This window comes from Pseudomonas sp. NCHU5216 (genome assembly GCF_052156495.1).
Classification (GTDB): domain Bacteria; phylum Pseudomonadota; class Gammaproteobacteria; order Pseudomonadales; family Pseudomonadaceae; genus Aquipseudomonas.
The window spans coordinates 25,373-42,936 of sequence record NZ_JBQLIX010000043.1; the positions used below are offsets into that span (position 1 = coordinate 25,373).

Annotated in this window: 17 protein-coding genes and 1 pseudogene; 6 read left to right on the top strand and 12 right to left on the bottom strand. The window is 63.4% G+C overall.

Annotated elements, in window-relative coordinates; all coding sequences use genetic code 11:
* The first annotated feature begins 78 nt into the window (after positions 1–78).
* Complete coding sequence (gene ahpF / locus ACSVIK_RS22290) at positions 79–1,635, top strand: alkyl hydroperoxide reductase subunit F (RefSeq protein WP_442446343.1); 1,557 nt, start codon at positions 79–81, stop codon at positions 1,633–1,635.
* A gap of 168 nt (positions 1,636–1,803) precedes the next feature.
* Here the strand turns inward: ahpF and ACSVIK_RS22295 are convergent, their stop codons facing one another.
* Complete coding sequence (locus tag ACSVIK_RS22295; protein ID WP_442446344.1) at positions 1,804–2,646, bottom strand: bifunctional allantoicase/(S)-ureidoglycine aminohydrolase; 843 nt, start codon at positions 2,644–2,646, stop codon at positions 1,804–1,806.
* Between the two features lie 140 nt (positions 2,647–2,786).
* On the opposite strand from ACSVIK_RS22295, the gene ACSVIK_RS22300 reads away from it, so the two are divergent.
* Positions 2,787–3,641, top strand: coding sequence for a LysR substrate-binding domain-containing protein (locus tag ACSVIK_RS22300; protein ID WP_442446360.1), 855 nt, complete (start codon positions 2,787–2,789; stop codon positions 3,639–3,641).
* Positions 3,642–4,711: 1,070 nt separating this feature from the next.
* Here the strand turns inward: ACSVIK_RS22300 and ACSVIK_RS22305 are convergent.
* The 6 genes from ACSVIK_RS22305 to ACSVIK_RS22330 form a co-directional block, all read right to left on the bottom strand.
* A complete protein-coding gene (locus tag ACSVIK_RS22305; protein WP_442446345.1) occupies positions 4,712–5,365 on the bottom strand; it encodes an HAD family hydrolase in 654 nt (217 codons plus the stop codon).
* Positions 5,365–6,351: an ABC transporter ATP-binding protein gene (locus tag ACSVIK_RS22310; RefSeq protein ID WP_442446346.1), complete on the bottom strand. Its 987-nt coding sequence runs from the start codon at positions 6,349–6,351 to the stop codon at positions 5,365–5,367. Before ACSVIK_RS22310 ends, ACSVIK_RS22305 begins: the two co-directional genes overlap by 1 nt.
* On the bottom strand, positions 6,348–7,136 hold the full coding sequence (locus ACSVIK_RS22315) for an ABC transporter permease (protein ID WP_442446347.1): 789 nt from the start codon (positions 7,134–7,136) through the stop codon (positions 6,348–6,350). Before ACSVIK_RS22315 ends, ACSVIK_RS22310 begins: the two co-directional genes overlap by 4 nt.
* Positions 7,123–7,968, bottom strand: coding sequence for an ABC transporter permease (locus ACSVIK_RS22320; RefSeq protein WP_442446348.1), 846 nt, complete (start codon positions 7,966–7,968; stop codon positions 7,123–7,125). Before ACSVIK_RS22320 ends, ACSVIK_RS22315 begins: the two co-directional genes overlap by 14 nt.
* A complete protein-coding gene (locus tag ACSVIK_RS22325; protein ID WP_442446349.1) occupies positions 7,965–8,771 on the bottom strand; it encodes an alkaline phosphatase family protein in 807 nt (268 codons plus the stop codon). The genes ACSVIK_RS22320 and ACSVIK_RS22325 overlap by 4 nt, the downstream gene beginning before the upstream one ends.
* A gap of 188 nt (positions 8,772–8,959) precedes the next feature.
* The gene (locus ACSVIK_RS22330) at positions 8,960–10,018 is read right to left on the bottom strand and encodes an ABC transporter substrate-binding protein (protein WP_442446350.1); all 1,059 of its coding nucleotides are present in this window, start codon (positions 10,016–10,018) and stop codon (positions 8,960–8,962) included.
* 305 nt (positions 10,019–10,323) lie between these two features.
* Here ACSVIK_RS22330 and ACSVIK_RS22335 point away from each other — a divergent pair, with 305 nt between their 5' ends.
* On the top strand, positions 10,324–11,040 hold the full coding sequence (locus ACSVIK_RS22335; RefSeq protein WP_442446351.1) for a UTRA domain-containing protein: 717 nt from the start codon (positions 10,324–10,326) through the stop codon (positions 11,038–11,040).
* A gap of 157 nt (positions 11,041–11,197) precedes the next feature.
* On the opposite strand, the gene ACSVIK_RS22340 is transcribed toward ACSVIK_RS22335, so the two are convergent.
* The 5 genes from ACSVIK_RS22340 to ACSVIK_RS22360 form a co-directional block, all read right to left on the bottom strand.
* On the bottom strand, positions 11,198–11,899 hold the full coding sequence (locus ACSVIK_RS22340; RefSeq protein ID WP_442446352.1) for an ABC transporter ATP-binding protein: 702 nt from the start codon (positions 11,897–11,899) through the stop codon (positions 11,198–11,200).
* Between the two features lie 3 nt (positions 11,900–11,902).
* Positions 11,903–12,670 carry a high-affinity branched-chain amino acid ABC transporter ATP-binding protein LivG gene (gene livG, locus ACSVIK_RS22345; protein WP_442446353.1) on the bottom strand — a complete coding sequence of 256 codons (768 nt, stop codon included), beginning with the start codon at positions 12,668–12,670 and terminating at the stop codon, positions 11,903–11,905.
* Positions 12,667–13,926: a high-affinity branched-chain amino acid ABC transporter permease LivM gene (locus ACSVIK_RS22350; protein ID WP_442446354.1), complete on the bottom strand. Its 1,260-nt coding sequence runs from the start codon at positions 13,924–13,926 to the stop codon at positions 12,667–12,669. The genes livG and ACSVIK_RS22350 overlap by 4 nt, the downstream gene beginning before the upstream one ends.
* Complete coding sequence (gene livH / locus ACSVIK_RS22355; protein ID WP_442446355.1) at positions 13,923–14,846, bottom strand: high-affinity branched-chain amino acid ABC transporter permease LivH; 924 nt, start codon at positions 14,844–14,846, stop codon at positions 13,923–13,925. Before livH ends, ACSVIK_RS22350 begins: the two co-directional genes overlap by 4 nt.
* Positions 14,847–14,966: 120 nt before the next feature.
* Positions 14,967–16,088: a branched-chain amino acid ABC transporter substrate-binding protein gene (locus tag ACSVIK_RS22360; RefSeq protein ID WP_442446356.1), complete on the bottom strand. Its 1,122-nt coding sequence runs from the start codon at positions 16,086–16,088 to the stop codon at positions 14,967–14,969.
* 292 nt (positions 16,089–16,380) lie between these two features.
* Between ACSVIK_RS22360 and ACSVIK_RS22365 the strand changes: the two genes are divergently transcribed.
* From ACSVIK_RS22365 to ACSVIK_RS22375, 3 genes and pseudogenes are all read left to right on the top strand, one after another.
* On the top strand, positions 16,381–16,698 hold the full coding sequence (locus tag ACSVIK_RS22365; protein WP_442446357.1) for a DUF2288 domain-containing protein: 318 nt from the start codon (positions 16,381–16,383) through the stop codon (positions 16,696–16,698).
* Between the two features lie 79 nt (positions 16,699–16,777).
* A complete protein-coding gene (locus ACSVIK_RS22370; RefSeq protein WP_442446358.1) occupies positions 16,778–17,146 on the top strand; it encodes a DUF5064 family protein in 369 nt (122 codons plus the stop codon).
* 43 nt (positions 17,147–17,189) lie between these two features.
* Positions 17,190–17,330 (top strand): annotated as a pseudogene (locus ACSVIK_RS22375) (LysE family translocator); the annotation flags it as partial.
* Positions 17,331–17,564: the final 234 nt, after the last annotated feature.

Sequence of the window (17,564 nt, forward strand, 5' to 3'; positions counted from 1 at the left end):
AAGGTGCCCGAACGCCCGGGCGCGATCCGTCCGGGCGTTTTTTCGCCCGTAATTCGCTACTTCTAGAGGATTCCCGTCATGTTGGACGCCAATCTGCAAACCCAGTTGAAGGCCTACCTGGAAAAGGTCACCCAGCCGTTCGAGATCGTCGCGTCCCTGGATGACGGCGAGAAGTCCAAGGAACTGCTCGGGCTGCTCGAAGACATCGTCGGCCTGACCGACAAGATCACCCTCAAGACCGATGGCAACGACGCCCGTCGTCCGTCGTTCTCCCTCAACCGCCCTGGCGCGGATATCGGCCTGACCTTCGCCGGCATCCCCATGGGCCACGAATTCACCTCGCTGGTGCTGGCGTTGCTGCAGGTGGGCGGCCATCCGTCCAAGCTCGACGCCGAGACCCTCGAGCAGATCAAGAGCATCGAAGGCAAATTCGAGTTCGAGACCTATTTCTCGCTGTCCTGCCAGAACTGCCCGGACGTGGTGCAGGCACTGAACCTGATGGCGGTGCTCAACCCCAACATCCGTAACGTCTCCATCGACGGCGCGCTGTTCCAGGAAGAGGTCGAGCGCCGCCAGATCATGGCTGTGCCGAGCGTCTACCTCAACGGTGAGGCATTCGCTTCCGGCCGCATGGACGTGAAGGAAATCCTCGCCAAGATCGACACCGGCGCCTCCAGCCGCGACGCCGAGAAGATGAGCGCCAAGGAGGCCTTCGACGTGCTGGTCGTGGGCGGTGGCCCGGCTGGCGCTTCCGCAGCCATCTACGCTGCCCGTAAAGGCATCCGCACGGCCATTGCCGCCGAGCGTTTCGGCGGTCAGGTACTGGACACCATGGCCATCGAGAACTTCATTTCGGTGAAGGAAACCGAAGGCCCGAAACTGGTGCGCGCCCTGGAAGAGCACGTCAAGGAATACGAAGTCGATGTGATGAACCTGCAGCGCGCCACCGCGCTGGTACCGGCCAGCAAGGAAGGTGGCCTGCACGAAGTGCAGTTCGATAACGGCGCCTCGCTCAAGGCCAAGACCGTGATCCTGTCGACCGGCGCGCGCTGGCGCGAAATGGGCGTGCCCGGTGAGCAGGAGTACAAGGCCAAGGGCGTGTGCTTCTGCCCGCACTGCGACGGCCCGCTGTTCAAGGGCAAGCGCGTGGCGGTGATCGGTGGCGGCAACTCCGGCGTCGAGGCAGCCATCGACCTGGCCGGCATCGTCGCCCACGTTACCCTGCTGGAGTACGACAGCCAGTTGCGTGCCGATGCCGTGCTGCAGAAGAAGCTCTACAGCCTGCCGAACGTCGACGTGATCACCAGCGCCCTGACCAGCGAAGTGACCGGCGACGGCCAGAAGGTCAACGGCCTGGTCTACAAGGATCGTAATTCCAGCGAGTTCCACTCCCTCGAACTGGAAGGCATCTTCGTGCAGATCGGCCTGCTGCCCAACAGCGACTGGCTCAAGGGTACGGTGGAGCTGAGCCCGCGCGGCGAGATCATCGTCGATGCCCGCGGCCAGACCTCGCTGCCAGGGATCTTCGCCGCCGGTGACGTCACCACTGTGCCGTACAAGCAGATCGTCATCGCCGTGGGCGAGGGTGCCAAGGCTTCGCTGAGTGCCTTCGATCACCTGATCCGTCATAACTGATCAGTGCGCTAGAACGACAAAGGCCACCTTCGGGTGGCCTTTGTCGTTGGTGTATCTGTGGGATGCGCTTTCGGCTCGGGCATCCTGCTGCGCTCTACCTCCTGCTTCCATGCAGTCGTAGCGGCGACAGCTTCGCGGCTAAAGCCCCTCCCACAAGCTCTTCGACCCTCAGCGCTTCAGGCCACCCAGAGTCAGCGGCATGTGGCGGTTCACGTCCTTGTACAGCAGGTAGCGGAAGCGGCTCGGGCCGCCGGCGTAGCAGGCCTGCGGGCAGAAGGCGCGCAGCCACATGAAGTCGCCGGCTTCCACTTCGACCCAGTCCTGGTTGAGGCGATACACCGCCTTGCCTTCCAGCACGTAGAGGCCGTGCTCCATGACGTGGGTTTCGGCGAAGGGGATCACGCCACCCGGCTCGAAATTGACGATATTGACGTGCATGTCATGGCGCATGTCGCTGATGTCGACGAAGCGCGTGGTGCTCCAGCGGCCTTCGGTGCCCGGCATGACGATGGGCTCGATGTCCTGCTCGTGGGTGACGAAGGCTTCCGGGTAGGGCACGCCGTCAACAGCCTGATAGGCCTTGCGCAGCCAGTGGAAACGCACCGCTTCGCTGCCCTTGTTGCGCAGCGACCAGTCGCTCTGCGGCGGGATGAAGGCGTAGCTGCCCGGACGCAGGGCATGCTCGCTGCCGTTCAGGGTCAGATCACAGGTGCCTTCGACGACGAAGATCACGCCTTCGGCAGTCGGATCCAGCTCCGGCTTGTCGCTGCCGCCGTTGGGGCCGACTTCGACGATGTACTGCGAAAAGGTTTCGGCGAAGCCGGTCAGCGGGCGGGCGATGACCCACATGCGCATGTTGTCCCAGAACGGCAGATGGCTGGTGACGATGTCACGCATCACGCCTTTGGGGATCACGGCGTAGGCTTCGGTAAACATGGCGCGGTCGGTCAGCAGTTGCTCCTGACCGGGATGGCCGCCATGCGGGGCGTAGTAGAAGGGGGTTTTGCTCATCGAGAAGAGGCCTCGGCGATGGTGAAGCGTCGGGCGGGCGCCCGGCGGGGAACGGATGTGCAGACTATAAGGAAGCAGCGGCTGGATTCGGAAATTAAATAGTAGAATGCCTGGCAGTGGCTTTCATGATGGGTGTATCCATGCTCGACCCGGTTCTACTGCGCAGCTTTCTCGCCGTGGTGCAGACCGGCGGCTTCACTCGCGCCGCCGCCAGCCTGCACCTGACCCAGTCCACCATCAGTCAGCAGATCCGCCGCCTGGAGGCGCAGCTCGGCGCCGAGCTGCTCGACCGCAGCGGGCGTTATGTGGTCACCACCACCGAGGGTGAACGCCTGCTTGGCTATGCCCAGCGCATAGTCGCCCTGATGGACGAGGCGCAGCAGGCGTTGGGACGCAGCGCGGAAGAGGGCGAGGTGCGCCTGGGCGTACCGGACGACTTCGCCGCCAGCAGCCTGACGCCTTATCTGGCCGACTTCGCCGACGCCTACCCGGGCATTCGCCTGGAGATCACCAGTGGCCTCAGCAATGACGTGTGGCGTGCCTTCAATGCCGGGGAGCTGGATCTGGCGCTGATCAAGCAGCGCGCCGGCAGCGTCAAGGGCCTGGCCAGTTGGGCCGAACCGCTGGCCTGGCTGGACAGCCGTGAGCGCCCGGTGCTGGCGCGTAATCCGGTGCCGCTGGCGGTGTTCCCGCCCAATGGCCTGTACCGCCTGGAGATGACCCATGCGCTGGATGCCATGGGCAAGCCCTGGCGTATCGCCTATGTCAGCAGCAGCCTGCCCGGCGTCAGTGCCGCGGCTGAAGGCGGTCTGGGCCTGACCCTGTTGCCGCGCCGATTGATCACCCCGGCGCATCGCGAGTTGGGCGAGGCAGAGGGGTTTCCCACCGTGGCCCCGGTGGAGGTGGCCCTGCATGCCCGTGCCCAGTTGCCCGGCCCCGCCCGCGAACTGGCCACGGCGTTGACCCAGGCCTGCGAAAGGATCATGGCGCTGTAGGGTGCGCTGCGCGCACCACGGCTGGAAGAGCATGGCTGACCTGCGACATTGCTTGAGATCGGACTGGCAGTTTGTGCTGGTTTCGATTGTTTTCGGTGTTCAAGCTGCTTATCGGCGTTTAGCTGGTATCTCCAGTTTCGCCCTCCCGGGCGAGTCACTTTTGGGGCAAAAGTAACCAAAACCCTCCGCCCTTTCATCCGGCCCTGGCTGCGCCAGGGTTCGCTCACTCCATCGCCGTTCCAGAGGCCCGCCGCGGTGGGCCATCCCTGGCCCATCGCGGCTCTCGCGACATCCATGTCGCTCAACCTCTTCCACGACGACTCCGTTCGCCCTCCTGGGCGGGCTCTGCACGCGCCTGAGCCCGAGGTAACCCAGAATTAGCGTGGAGTGCTTGAACATGGGTCAGCCTTAGGGCTGACCGGGATGCCGGCTGAAAGCCGGCAAGCTATCCAGGCGAATGAAACTGCGCGAATGAAAGTTTTGGTTTAACTCCACGGCCTAGTCGCCATTTGACAACCACCAGAACACGCCGAGCAACCTATGGAGTGCCGGTTCGTTCAGGCGCGCGAAATTCCCCCTTCAGGAGGGTGAGTGGAATCGTTGTGTAGAGGGTTGAGCGGCATGGATGCCGCGAGAGCCGCGACTGGCCAGGGATGGCCCTTCGCGGCGGGCCCTCGGAGCAGCGATGGAGCGAACGAACCCCGGCGCAGCCGGGGCCGGATGGCGGGGGTGCGTTTCTTTTGCTTACTTTTCTTTGCGCATTTCAAAGAAAAGTAAGTCGCCCGAGGGGGCGAAACCCGGAATATCCGGGCACACCCAAGGCGGCGTCCAGAACATCAATAAGCCAACTCTCCAAGGCACAAACTTGCCAGTCCGGTATCACGCTGACTTTCCCCGGCACTCCTCAAATAACCTGAAGACTAAACCGTGCCTCAGCCCTGTAGGGTGCGCTGCGCGCACCATGGCTGGCGGCAGGCTGGATGGTCATGCCCGGCTCCCCCGGATTGCATCCGGGCTACGAGATGCAACCGCAAGGATCCTGCAGCATGGCCACCGAACCGTGCCGCGCCTCAGCGCCAATGCAGGATCGGCCAGCCAGCCTGCTCGGCATGAGCGCGCAATACCGGATCCGGGTTGACCGTGAACGGCCTGTCCACCACCTGCAGCAACGGCAGGTCGTTACGCGAGTCGGAGTAGAAGCTGGCGCCGGCCAGGTTTTCGCCCTGTTCGGCGAGCCAGGCATCGAGGCGCGTCACCTTGCCCTCGCGGTAGGTCAGCACCCCTTGGGTACGCCCACTGTAGAACCCGTGCTGCACCTGCAGGTCGATGGCCAGCACATCACTGATGCCGAAGCGCTCGGCAATGGCGCTGACCAGAAAATGCGCCGAGGCGGAGATCACCAGCAGACGGTCGCCGGCCTGGCGGTGCGCGGCCAGGCAGCGGCTGGCGTCGCTGTAGAAGATCGGCTCGATCACGTCTTCGACGAAGGGCTCGACCACATGGGCGACTTCCTCTGGCGTGCGGCCGACCAGCGGCGACAGGGTGAAGGCCATGTAGTCCTCCATGGCCAGGGTGCCGGCGGCGTACTGGCGCATCAGCTCCTGCTCCTGAGCGATGAAGGACTCGCCATCGGCCCAGCCGATCTTGACCATTTCCTCCGTCCACAGGCTGGCGCAGTCGCCATGGATCAGGGTTTCGTCGAGATCGAAGATCGCCAGCGCCATCACGCCACCTCCCGGATCGCCGCTGCGTCGATCCGCAGATTGACCGTCTGGCCGTTGCCATGCAGATCGGCCGCCGAGCGGTTGAGCACGTCCACCAGCAACTGGCTGCCCTGCGCCTCGACGCGGTAGCGGATGACGTTGCCGAGCAGGCTGTGGCCAAGTATTCGCGCGGCGATGCCGCTATCGGCGAAGGCGATGGCCTCCGGGCGGATGGCCACGCGCGAGGTCAGCGGCTGGCCGAGCAGGCGGCTGGCGGCGTCGGCCTCGAGCAGGTTGTAGTTGCCGATGAAACCGGCGGCGAAGGCGTCCACCGGCGCGGTGTAGAGGGTTTCGGCATCGCCGCTCTGGACGATCTGGCCGGCATTCATCAGGAATATACGGTCGCTCATGGTCAGCGCCTCTTCCTGGTCGTGAGTGACGAAGATGGTGGTCAGATTCAGCTCCTGCTGGATGGCGCGGATCTGTTCGCGCAGGTGCTTGCGGATACGGGCATCGAGGGCCGACAACGGTTCGTCGAGCAGCAGCAGGCGCGGGCGGGTGACCAGCGAGCGGGCCAGGGCCACGCGCTGGCACTGGCCGCCGGAGAGCTGATGCGGGTAGCGCGTGGCGAACTCGCCCAGCTCGACCATCTCCAGCGCCTCGCGCACACGCTGCTCGCTCTCGGCCTTGGCCACTTTCTGCATGCGCAGGCCGAAGGCGACGTTCTGCGCCACGCTCATGTTGGGGAACAGGGCGTAGCTCTGAAACACCATGCCGATGCCGCGTTTTTGCGGTGACAGCGGCACCAGATCTTCGCCGCCGAGGATGATGCGTCCGCCGTCGACCCCGGTCAGGCCGGCGATGCAGCGCAGCAGGGTGGACTTGCCGCAGCCGGAGGGGCCGAGCAGGGTGACGAACTCGCCCTGGTCGATCTCGCAGTTGATGTCGCTGAAGATACGGGTGTCGCCGTAGCTCTTGTGCAGGTTCTGGATGCTCAGGAAGCTCATGCCTTGTCCCTGTTCAAACGGTTGGCCGCCCAGGTGAACACCAGGACGAAGAAGAAGTAGGAGATCACCAGCGCACTGTTGAAGTGGCCGCTGCTGTTGCGCATGTTGTTCAGGTACACCTGCAACGTCTCGTAGCGGGTGCCCACCAGCATGTTGGCGAAGACGAATTCGCCGAACAGGAAGCTGAACGACAGGAACAGCGACACCATCAGGCCCTTGCGCAGGTTCGGCAGCACCACCAGCAAAGCCGCCTTCCAGGTGCTGGCGCCGAGCAGGTGGGCGGCGTCCATCAGGTCGCGCAGGTTGATCGCCTGCAGGTTGTTGGCGATGGCGCGGTACATGAACGGCAGGGCGATGGTGAAGTAGCAGCCGAGCAGAATCCACGGCGTGCCGGTCATCGCCAGCGGCCCGGAGCCATAGAGCTGTAACAGGCCCACCGAGGACACCACCGGCGGCACGGCGAACGGCAGCAGGATCAGCACGTTCATCAGCGCGTCGAGTCTGGGGAAGTGGTAGTGCACCACGAACATCAGCGGCAGGATCAGCACCACCGACAGCGCCAGGGCGCCGAAGCACACCAGCAGCGACTGGGCGAAGGCGCGCAGGAAGCGCTCGTCGCTCCACAGCGCGGCGTACCACTTGAGCGTCAGACCCTCCGGCAGGATGGTCGCCGACCAGGTGGTGGCCAGCGAGTAGAGCAGGGTGCCGGCCAGGGGCAGCAGCAGGATGAGAAACAGCAACCAGACCACGATGCGGTGGTAGAGGCTGACATCAGCGCGTGACATGCTGGCTCCTTTTCAGCAGCAACTGGTGGACGACGGTGATCAGCACCATCAGCCCGACCAGAACCATCGACAGGGCGCTGGCCAGGTTCGGATCCAGCGAGATGTCACCGGAAACCAGTGCCGCGATGCGAATGGGCATGACGTTGAAGTTGCCGGTGGTCAGGTAGTACACCGTGGCGTAGGCGCCCAGGGCGTTGGCCAGGAGGATGACGAAGGTGCCGAGCAGCGCCGGGGTCAGCACCGGCAGGCCGATATGCCGCCAGAAGTCCCAGGTGCCGGCGCCGAGCAGCGCGGCAGACTCGCGCCAGTCCTGACGCAGGGCGTCGAAGGCGGGGTAGAGCAGGAGCACACCGAGGGGGATCTGGAAGTAGGTGTAGAGCACGATCAGGCCATTCTTCGAGTAGAGGTTGAAGCTCTCGATCAGGCCAAGCTGGATCAGCAGCAGGGTCAGTGCGCCGTTGAAGCCGAGCAGAATGATGAAGGCGAAGGCCAGCGGCACCCCGGAGAAGTTGCTGGTCATGTTGGAGAAGGCGATGACGAAGTCGCGCAGCTTGGAGTCCACCTGGCGCAGCGAGTAGCTGCCGAGGATGGCGATGGTCATGCCGAACAGGCTCGACCAGAAGGCGATTTCCAGGCTGTGCTGGATCGCCTGCCGGTAGAAGCGCGAGGCGAAGATCTTCTCGAAATTGCCCAGGCCCCAGCCAGTGGGGCTGTTCAGGCTGTTGATCGCCACCCACACCAGCGGCGCCACCTGAAACACCAGGAAGAACGCAGCGAAGGGCAGCACGAACAGCAGCGGCAGCCAGCGCCGCAGGGAGGAGGGCGTGCTCATTTCAGCAACTCCGCGCAATGGGGTTTGTCGTGGGGCACGCCGAGCAACTGGCAGATGCTGCCGCACAGTTCGAGCTGGCGTGGCTGCGCGTTGGCATCGAGGCTGAAGGCGTCGCCGATGACGAACAGCGGCACCTGACGCTCTTCCGGCAGCAGACCATTGTGCGAGCGGTCGACATTCATGCCGTGGTCGGCGGTGACCAGCACCTGATAGCCGGCATCGACCCAGTTCTGCAGGTGGTCGGCCAGCAGCACGTCGGCCATGCGCGCGCTGTTGCGGTATTGCGCGCTGTCCAGGCCGTGCTTGTGCCCGGCGTCGTCGACGTTCATCGGGTGCACCAGCAACAGGTCGGGGGCGTGCTGCAGGCGCAGGCTCTCGGCGTCGACGAACAGGTGCGAGTCCGGGTAGTGGTCGGCGTAATAGAAGTGGCCGTACTGGATCGGCAGCGACTCATCGCAGGTATGGCGGTCGCGCACGGCGACGAAGGGCGAGCGGTTGTACAGCTCGCTGACCCAGTGATAGGCCGCGGCGGCGGTGCTCAGGCCGGCGTCGCGGGCGCAGTGAAAAATGCTGCGCTCGCGCGACAGGCGCGAGACATCGTTATGCACGATGCCGCTGTCGATGGGGCGCACGCCGGTGAGGATGGCCTCGTACAGCGGGCGCGACAGCGCCGGCAGCTCGCAGTCGAGACGGTAGAAAGCGGCACGCCCGGCGTCGCACCAGGCATGCAGATGGCCCATGGCGTGTTGCGCCACCGAGTGGCTGAGGCCGTCGAGCACGACGAGGATGACCTTGGAAGGCATGGGGAATCCTGAAAAGCGTAGGGTGGATCGCGCTTCATCGATCCACCACATGGGCAAATGCCAAAACGGCAAGGTGGACGAGTGAAGCGTCAGCTACGCGCCCCGATCCACCCTACGCGCTCCTACGGCTTGTGGGAGGGGCTTCAGCCGCGACTGTCGCTGCTGCAGCGCCTCCCACCGAGCGTGGGTTATTCCATATTGATAATCACGTTCTCCTGCCACAGTTGCGGCAGGGCCTTGGAGGTGGCTTCCCAGGCTGCGGCGTCCTTGATCGGTTGCACCTTGGCGTACTGCTCGTTGGGCAGCAGCTTGGCCTGTACCTCGGCCGGCAGGGTCAGGTGCTCGGCGCGGATCGGCCGGGCATTGCCCTTGGCCAGGTTGATCTGGCCGGCGTCGGAGAGGATGTATTCACGCGCCAGCTTGGCCGCGTTGGGGTGCTTGGCGTACTTGTTGATGATGGTGGTGTAGCCGGAGATCACCGAACCGTCGGACGGGATCAGCACCTCGAAGCGGCTCGGGTCGATCTGGTCGCGGTAGGACAGACCGTTGAAGTCCCAGACGATGCCAACTTCCACTTCACCCTTCTCCAGGGTCTGGATGGTCGGGTTGGACAGCGACAGGCGGCCCTGCTCGGCGATAGTGGCGAAGAAGTCCAGGCCCGGCTGGATGTTCTTCTCGTCGCCACCATTGGCGATGGCGGCGGCCAGCACGCCATTGACCGCCTGGGCGGCGGCGCTGACGTCACCGATGGCGACGCGGTACTTGCCCTTCTTCAGGTCAGCCCAGGAGTGCGGGATGTCCTTGACCAGTTGCTTGTTGACGATGAAGGCGATTGAGCCGGTGTAAGCCAGCATCCAGTGGCCATCCTTGTCCTTGGCCCAGTCCGGAATCTGCTCCCAGGTGCTCGGCTTGTAGGGCTGGGTTACGCCCTGCTGCACGGCGATGGGGCCGAAGGCGGCGCCGACGTCGCCGATATCGGCGGTGGCATTGTCCTTCTCGGCAGCGAACTTGGCGATTTCCTGCGCCGAACTCATGTCGGTGTCGCTGTGCTTGAGCCCGTACTTGGTACTCAGGTCGTTCCAGGTGTCCTTCCAGTTGGCCCAACTGTCGGGCATGCCCACGCTGTTCACCGTGCCTTCGGCGCGTGCGGCCTTTTCCAGAGCCTGCAGGTCGGGGCCTGCGGCCATGGCGGAAGTGGCCAGGGCAATGGCCGAGCCCATCAGAGAAGCCAGCAGCAGTTGTTTCATTGGAAACTCCTTTGCGGTGTGAGTGTTGGTCTAGATCAGCAATACCTGAGCCAATTTAGGCGTCTTCGATGACAGTTTTGTGTCCGGGCCTCGTGAGCGGATGTCGAGTGTCGCCAGCGAGGTGTGCCCAGCAAGCGTAGACCATGGCCAGACCCTTGATTTATCTGGGGTGAAGCCTGGCATGGGCGATGCTTGTAGCTTCGCTGTCATCGCTTGGTCATCTACTTTGCCTAGGCTTGTCACAAGCATGAGCTGCAAGTCCTTGCCCTGTAATGAGGCTGGACTAGTCCAAAAGGGAAAAATTGATGCGTATAGAAGCGCCGCGTGCCGTCACCACCATCTGCCGTGCCTTGCAGGAACAGATCGACCGCGGCCTGTTGCCCTCGGGCAGCAAGTTGCCCGCCGAGCGCAAACTCAGTGAATTGTTCGACACCACCCGCATCACCCTGCGTGAGGCGCTGGGCCAGTTGGAGGCGCAGGGGCTGGTCTACCGCGAGGAGCGCCGTGGCTGGTTCGTGTCACCGACGCGCATTGCCTACAACCCGCTAGTGCGCACCCATTTCCATGCCATGGTGGCGGGGCAGGGGCGGGTGCCGGCCACCGAGGTGCTGAGTGCGCGGCTGATTCCGGCGTCGGCGCAGGTCTGCCAGATTCTCGAATTGCCGGCGCTGTCCAGCGTTTATCAGGTGTGCCGGGCACGGCGTATCGACGGGCGCCTGGTGCTGTACGTCGAGCACTACCTGAATCCGGCGTATTTTCCGGGGATTCTCGACTTCGACCTGACCCGCTCGCTCACCGATCTGTATGCCAGCGAGTACGACATTCATTACGGCCGGGTGCGTTTCGATATGGTGCCCACCGCGCTGCACGTCGAGGCGGCGGCCAGTCTGCGGGTGGCGCCGGGCAGCCCGGCCTTGCGCATCACCCGGGTCAACCGCGATCAGCACGGGCGCATCATCGATTGCGATGTGGAGTTCTGGCGACACGACGCCATTCACGTCAGTGTCGAGGTGCCGGAGTAGAAGAGTTGTAGCCCGGATGCAATCCGGGAATGTCGGTTGCAGGATAAATAACCGTGGGAGGCGCTTCAGCGGCGAGCTTTTGTCGCGGCTAAAGCCCCTCCCACGGTTCCTCTCTGCAGGAGAGTCCGGTCATTGCTGGCCGGTTGCATGGGGTAGATCAACCGCCGAGGTAGGCGTCGCGCACTTTCGGGTCGTTGAGCAGTTCTTCACCACTGCCGCGCATGACGATATGGCCGTTCTCCAGCACATAGCCACGGTCGGCCAGTTTGAGCGCCTGGTTGGCGTTCTGCTCGACCAGGAACACGGTCACGCCGTCCTGCCGCAGTTGCTCGATGATGTCGAAGATCTGCTGAATGATGATCGGCGCCAGACCCAGCGACGGCTCGTCGAGCAGCAGCAGGTTGGGCTTGCTCATCAGCGCGCGACCGATGGCGAGCATCTGCTGCTCGCCGCCGCTCATGGTGCCGGCGCGCTGGGCGAAGCGTTCCTTGAGGCGTGGGAACAGGTGCAGCACCTTGTCCAGTTGCTCCTGGTTGTCCGCCTTGTTACCGAAGAAGCCACCCATGGCCAGGTTTTCCTCGACTGTCAGGCGGGCGAACACGCGACGGCCTTCCGGCACGATGGCGATGCTCTTGCGCATGATCTCCGGGGTGTCCATGCCCACCAGCTCTTCACCCAGGTAACGGATGCTGCCGCTGGTGGCGCGCGGGTTGCCGCACAGGGTCATGAGCAGGGTGGACTTGCCGGCGCCGTTGGCGCCGATCAGGGTGACGATCTCGCCTTTCTGCACTTCGATGCTGACGTCGTGTAGCGCCTGGATCTTGCCGTAGAAGGTGGAGACGTTGTTGAAGCTGAGCATGGATTACGCCTCCCCCAGATAGGCTTTGATCACGTCCGGGTTGTTGCGGATCTGCTCCGGCGTGCCATCGGCCAGGGGCGTGCCCTGGTTGATCACGTAGATGTGGTCGGAAATGCTCATCACCAGCTTCATGTCGTGCTCGATCAGCAGCACGGTGACATCGTGCTGGTCACGCAGCATGGCGATCAGCGCCTTGAGGTCTTCGGTTTCGCGCGGGTTGAGGCCGGCGGCCGGCTCGTCGAGCATGAGGATGCTCGGGCGGGTCATCATGCAGCGGGCGATTTCCAGGCGGCGTTGCTGACCGTAGGCCAGGGTGCCCGCTTCACGGTTGGCGAACTCCAGCAGGTCGACCTGCTCCAGCCAGTGCGCGGCGTAGTCCATGGCCTCGCGCTCGCTGCGGCGGAACGCGGGAGTCTTGAACAAGCCGGCCAGATAGCTGGTGTTGAGGTGGCGGTGCTGGGCGATCAGCAGGTTTTCCACCGCGGTCATGTCCTTGAACAGACGCACGTTCTGGAAGGTCCGCACCACGCCCTTGCGGGCGATCTTGTGCCCCGGCAGGCCCTCGATGGCCTCGCCATTGAGGCGGATGCTGCCCGAACTCGGTTGGTAGAAACCGGTCAGGCAGTTGAACACGGTGGTCTTGCCGGCGCCGTTCGGGCCGATCATCGACACCACCTGCTTTTCCTTGACGTTCAGGCCCACCCCGTTGACGGCCAGGAGGCCGCCGAAACGCATGGTCAGGCCGCTTACTTCGAGAATCGTGCGGCTCATCGTTTCAGCTCCAGGTGGGGACGTTGCATCGGCAGGAACCCTTGCGGGCGCCAGATCATCATATAGATCATGACCAGACCGAAGATCAGCATGCGGTACTCGCTCAGCTCACGCATCTCCTGCAGCATTACCAGTGCGATGGCGGCGAGGATCACGCCGAGCTGCGAGCCCATGCCGCCGAGTACCACGATGGCGAGGATCATCGCCGACTCGAAGAAGGTGAACGACTCCGGTGTCACCAGGCCCTGGCGCGCGGCGAAGAAGCTGCCGGCGAAACCGGCCAGGCTGGCACCGATGGTGAAGGCCGAGAGTTTGATCACCGTGGGGTTCAGGCCCAGCGCGCGGCAAGCGATCTCGTCTTCGCGCAGCGCTTCCCAGGCACGACCGATGGGCATGCGCAGTAGACGGTTGACCAGGAACAGGGTCAGCAGCACCAGCAGCAGGGCGATCAGGTAGAGGAAGATCACCTTGTACTGCGAGTTGTAGGCAATGTCGAAGAAGCCATGGAAGGTGGGCATGTCCGCCGGCACGCGGCGCTCGAAGGACAGGCCGAACAGGGTCGGCTTGTATTCGTTGGCGATGCTCAGGCCGTTGGGCCCGCCGGTGAGATCGGTGAGGTTGCGTAGCAGAATGCGGATGATCTCGCCGAAGCCGAGGGTGACGATGGCCAGGTAGTCACCACGCAGGCGCAGCACCGGGAAACCCAGGAGGAAGCCGAACAGCGCGGCCATCATCCCGGCGATCGGCAGGCAGATCCAGAAGCCCAGGCCGAAGTAGTGCGAGAGAATCGCATAGCTGTAGGCGCCGACCGCGTAGAAGCCGACATAACCCAGGTCGAGCAGGCCAGCCAGGCCGACCACGATGTTCAGACCGAGGCCGAGCATCACGTAGATCAGGATCAGCGTGGCGATGTCCACTGCGCCGCGGCTGGCGAAGAATGGCCAGACCAGCGCCACCATGACCATGGCCAGGATGATCCAGCGCTGGGTGGAGGGCAGGGTGAGGAAGTTGCCGAGCTGGGCGGAACCGCTCGGTAGTTTGGGCAGCTTGGCCCAGGCCGGGGTGAGCTGATCACGCAGCAGTTGCCAGACGAACACCAGCGCGGCTGCACCGGCGATGCACCACAGCTCGAACGGCGTGGCGCCATGGATTTCCAGGTTGATGCCGACGGTGGTCAGTTTCAGGCCGAGTAGCGGGTACGCCACGAGGAGTACCAGCAGGGCGCCGAGAATGGCGGGTTTGAGATTGCGCGTCATACCTTTTCAACCTCCGGACGGCCAAGGATGCCGGTGGGGCGGAACAGCAGCACCAGCACCAGCAGGCTGAACGCCACCACGTCCTTGTATTGATCGCCGAAGATGTCGGCGCCGAAGGCTTCGGCCACACCCAGTACCAGGCCACCGAGCACGGCGCCGGGGATGCTGCCGATGCCGCCGAGCACGGCAGCGGTGAAGGCCTTGATGCCGGCGAGGAAGCCCAGATGCGGGTTGATCACGCCGTAGTTCATGCCCAGCAGCACCGAGGCGATGGCCGCCAGGGCCGCACCGATGACGAAGGTCAGGGCGATGATGTTGTTGGTGTTGATGCCCAGCAGGTTGGCCATCTTCAGGTCTTCGGCGCAGGCGCGGCAGGCGCGGCCCAGGCGCGAGCGGGAGATGAACAGGGTCAGGCCGACCATGGTGATGAAGGTGACGATGAAGATCAGCACCTGCATGTAGGAAATCACCACGCCATTGGCGGCGCTTTCACCGAACACGAAGTTGCCCGGCAGCAGGTTGGGAATGGCCTTGTCCTTGGAGTCCTGGGAAAGCAGCACGGCATTTTGCAGGAACAAAGACATGCCGATCGCGGAGATCAGCGGAATCAGGCGGTTGCCGCCGCGCAGCGGGCGGTAGGCCACCCGTTCGATGCTGTAACCATAGGCGCTGGTAACGATCATGGTGATCACGAAGGCGGCGATCATGAGCACGGGCACGGCATCGATGCCGAACATGGTAAGCCCTGTGATGACCATGAAGGCGACGTACGCGCCGATCATGTACACCTCGCCATGAGCGAAGTTGATCATGCCGATGATGCCGTAGACCATGGTGTAGCCAATGGCGATCAGGGCATAGGTGCTGCCAATGGTCAGGCCATTGAGCAACTGTTGCAGGTAATGATAAAGATCAGGCATAGCCTAACTCCTGGGCAGCGCGTAAAGCGGCGCTTGTGGCGCAGCGCGAGGCCGGAATTCTTCCAATAGACGAAAGCCCACTGCGGGAAGCGCAGTGGGCTTTGAGTTCAGACAGGTCGCTTACTTGGCTTCGGACTTGGTGCCGTCCTGGTGCCACTCGTATACCACGAAGCTGAAGTTCTTCAGGTCGCCCTTCTCGTCGAAGGCCAGGGTGCCGGTGGGGGTGTCGAAGCTGTTGGCGCGCAGGGCGGCGGCCACTTTGTCGGTGTCGGTGCTGCCGGCTTTCTCGATGCCTTCGGCGATGACCTGTACGGCGGCGTAAGCCGGGAACACGAACGGGCCGCTCGGGTCTTCGTTCTTGGCCTTGAAGGCCTCGACCAGCGCCTTGTTCTTGGGATCCTGGTCGAAGGACTTCGGCAGGGTCACCAGCAGGCCTTCGGAGGCCGGGCCGGCGATGGCGGAGATTTCCTTGTTACCCACGCCTTCCGGGCCCATGAACTTGATGTTCAGGCCGCGCTCTTTGGTCTGGCGCAGCAGCAGGCCCAGTTCCGGGTGGTAGCCGCCGTAGTAGACGAAGTCGACACCGGCCTGGTTGAGCTTGGCGATCAGGGCGGAGAAGTCCTTGTCGCCGGCGTTGATGCCCTCGAACATGGCGACCTTGACGCCCTTGGCTTCCAGGGTCTGCTTGACCGCAGTGGCGATGCCTTCGCCGTACTGCTGCTTGTCGTGGATCACGGCAACGGTCTTGGGCTTGACGTGGTCGGCGATGAAGTTACCGGCGGTCGGGCCTTGCAGGCTGTCCAGACCGATGGTGCGGAACACCAGGTTGTAGCCACGGGCAGTGATTTCCGGGCTGGTGGAGGCCGCGGTGATCATCAGGATGCCTTCGTCTTCGTAGATGTCGGAGGCCGGCTGAGTGGAGCTGGAGCACAGGTGACCGACCACGAACTTGACGCCGTCGTTGACGATCTTGTTGGCCACGGCCACGGCCTGCTTGGGATCGCAAGCGTCGTCGTAGACCACGCCTTCGAGCTGGGCACCGTCGACGCCGCCGGCCTTGTTGATCTGCTCGATGGCCATCTTGGCGCCGATGAACTGCATTTCACCGTACTGCGCGACGGCGCCGGTGACCGGGCCGGCGAGGGCGATCTTGATGGTGTCGGCTGCCATCGAATAGCTGGCCGCCCCAGCCAGTGCCATTGCGGCGAACAGCTTGGAAATCTGCTTAGTAGCCTTTTTCATAGTGCTCCACTCTTTATATCTTCGTTGTTTTAGTTCTTGCAGCCTTGGCAGCAGAACCGGGTTGGAAAACCCGTCCAGGCCACCGGCAACTGTACCGGAACAGTGTAGAGCGCCAATTTGCGCCTTGAAAAGCCAGCAGTTGGAGGCAGCAGGAGGGGTGTCGCTAAATTGCAAGGAACGTATAGAAACACGGCGTGCCCCGTTGCAGGCGCTGAGCACCTCACGGCTTGCCAGCGGGTAGGTCGGCGCTATCATTGCGCGCTTCCATACGCCGACCGACAAAGGGCATGCCATGACGGAACACACTAGCACCCTCTATGCCAAGCTGCTTGGCGAGACCGCCGCCATCACCTGGCAGGAGCTGCAACCCTTCTTCGCCCGTGGCGCATTGCTCTGGGTCGAAGGCGGGCAGGATCTGGTGGCGGTGGCCGAGGCCGTGGCCAGTAATGACCAGGCCAAGGTCGCGCAGTGGATGGCGCAGGGGGTGCTGGGCAAGCTCGAAGATGGCCAGGCCGAGGATCTGTTGGCGCGTGACCCGCAGCTCTGGGCCGTGGTGGTGGCGCCCTGGGTGCTGGTGCAGGAACGAGCGCAGGCCGTTTCGCTGCACTGACGAGGTGCAGTGCAGGGTGCAAATGCCCGTTCTAGACTGCTTGACTCATGCAATCGTGAACACCTGAAGGAGCGGGTACATGTTCGAACCCGGCCATTTGCACCGTGACAATCTGCCAGGCCTCGCCGGTCAGCCCGAATATCGCATCGACTTCTATTACGAGGTGCGCCAGGACGCCAAGGAGGGCCCGATGCTGCACGGGCGCCTCGTCGGCGAGATCGAGGGCAAGCCGTTCGAGGAGACCTTCGAGATGCACCGCGACACTGCCTTCAACTTCGCCAGCGTGATCTCGCGTCTGGTCGCCAAGCATGGCCTGCATCCCAACCACAGCCCGATCATGCGCGAGCACAAGGAGTACGACGCGATCTTCGAGGACATTCGCGCCAAGCTGCACGCCAAGCCTGGAGAGTCGGTGAATTTCGACCACCTGGAAGAGGATGGCCTCTGAGCAGCAGGGTTGCCGTCCGTTTGCATCGTCTTCGAGGCGCCTCATGCCCTTTGCTGAACTCCTCATCGCCTTCACCCTGGCCGCCATCCTGATGACCTTAACGCCAGGTATCGACACCGCGCTTGTATTGCGCACCGCTGCCATCGAGGGGCGGCCGCAGGCGCTGAGTGCTGCCACCGGCATGCTTTATCCTGGGTTCTTCGCATTTTAGGGGGGAATGCTTGGTTGACACCGGACTGGCAAGTTTGTGTGAGTGCTCGGTGGTTTTAAGTACTCAAGCTGCTTATCGGCGTCTGCTGATGTCTCTCGTTTCGCCCTCCCGGGCGAGTCACTTTGCGGGCAAAGTAACCAAAACCCTCCGCCCGGTCATCCGGCCCTCGCTACGCGAGGGTTCGCTCACTCCATCGCCGCTCCAGAG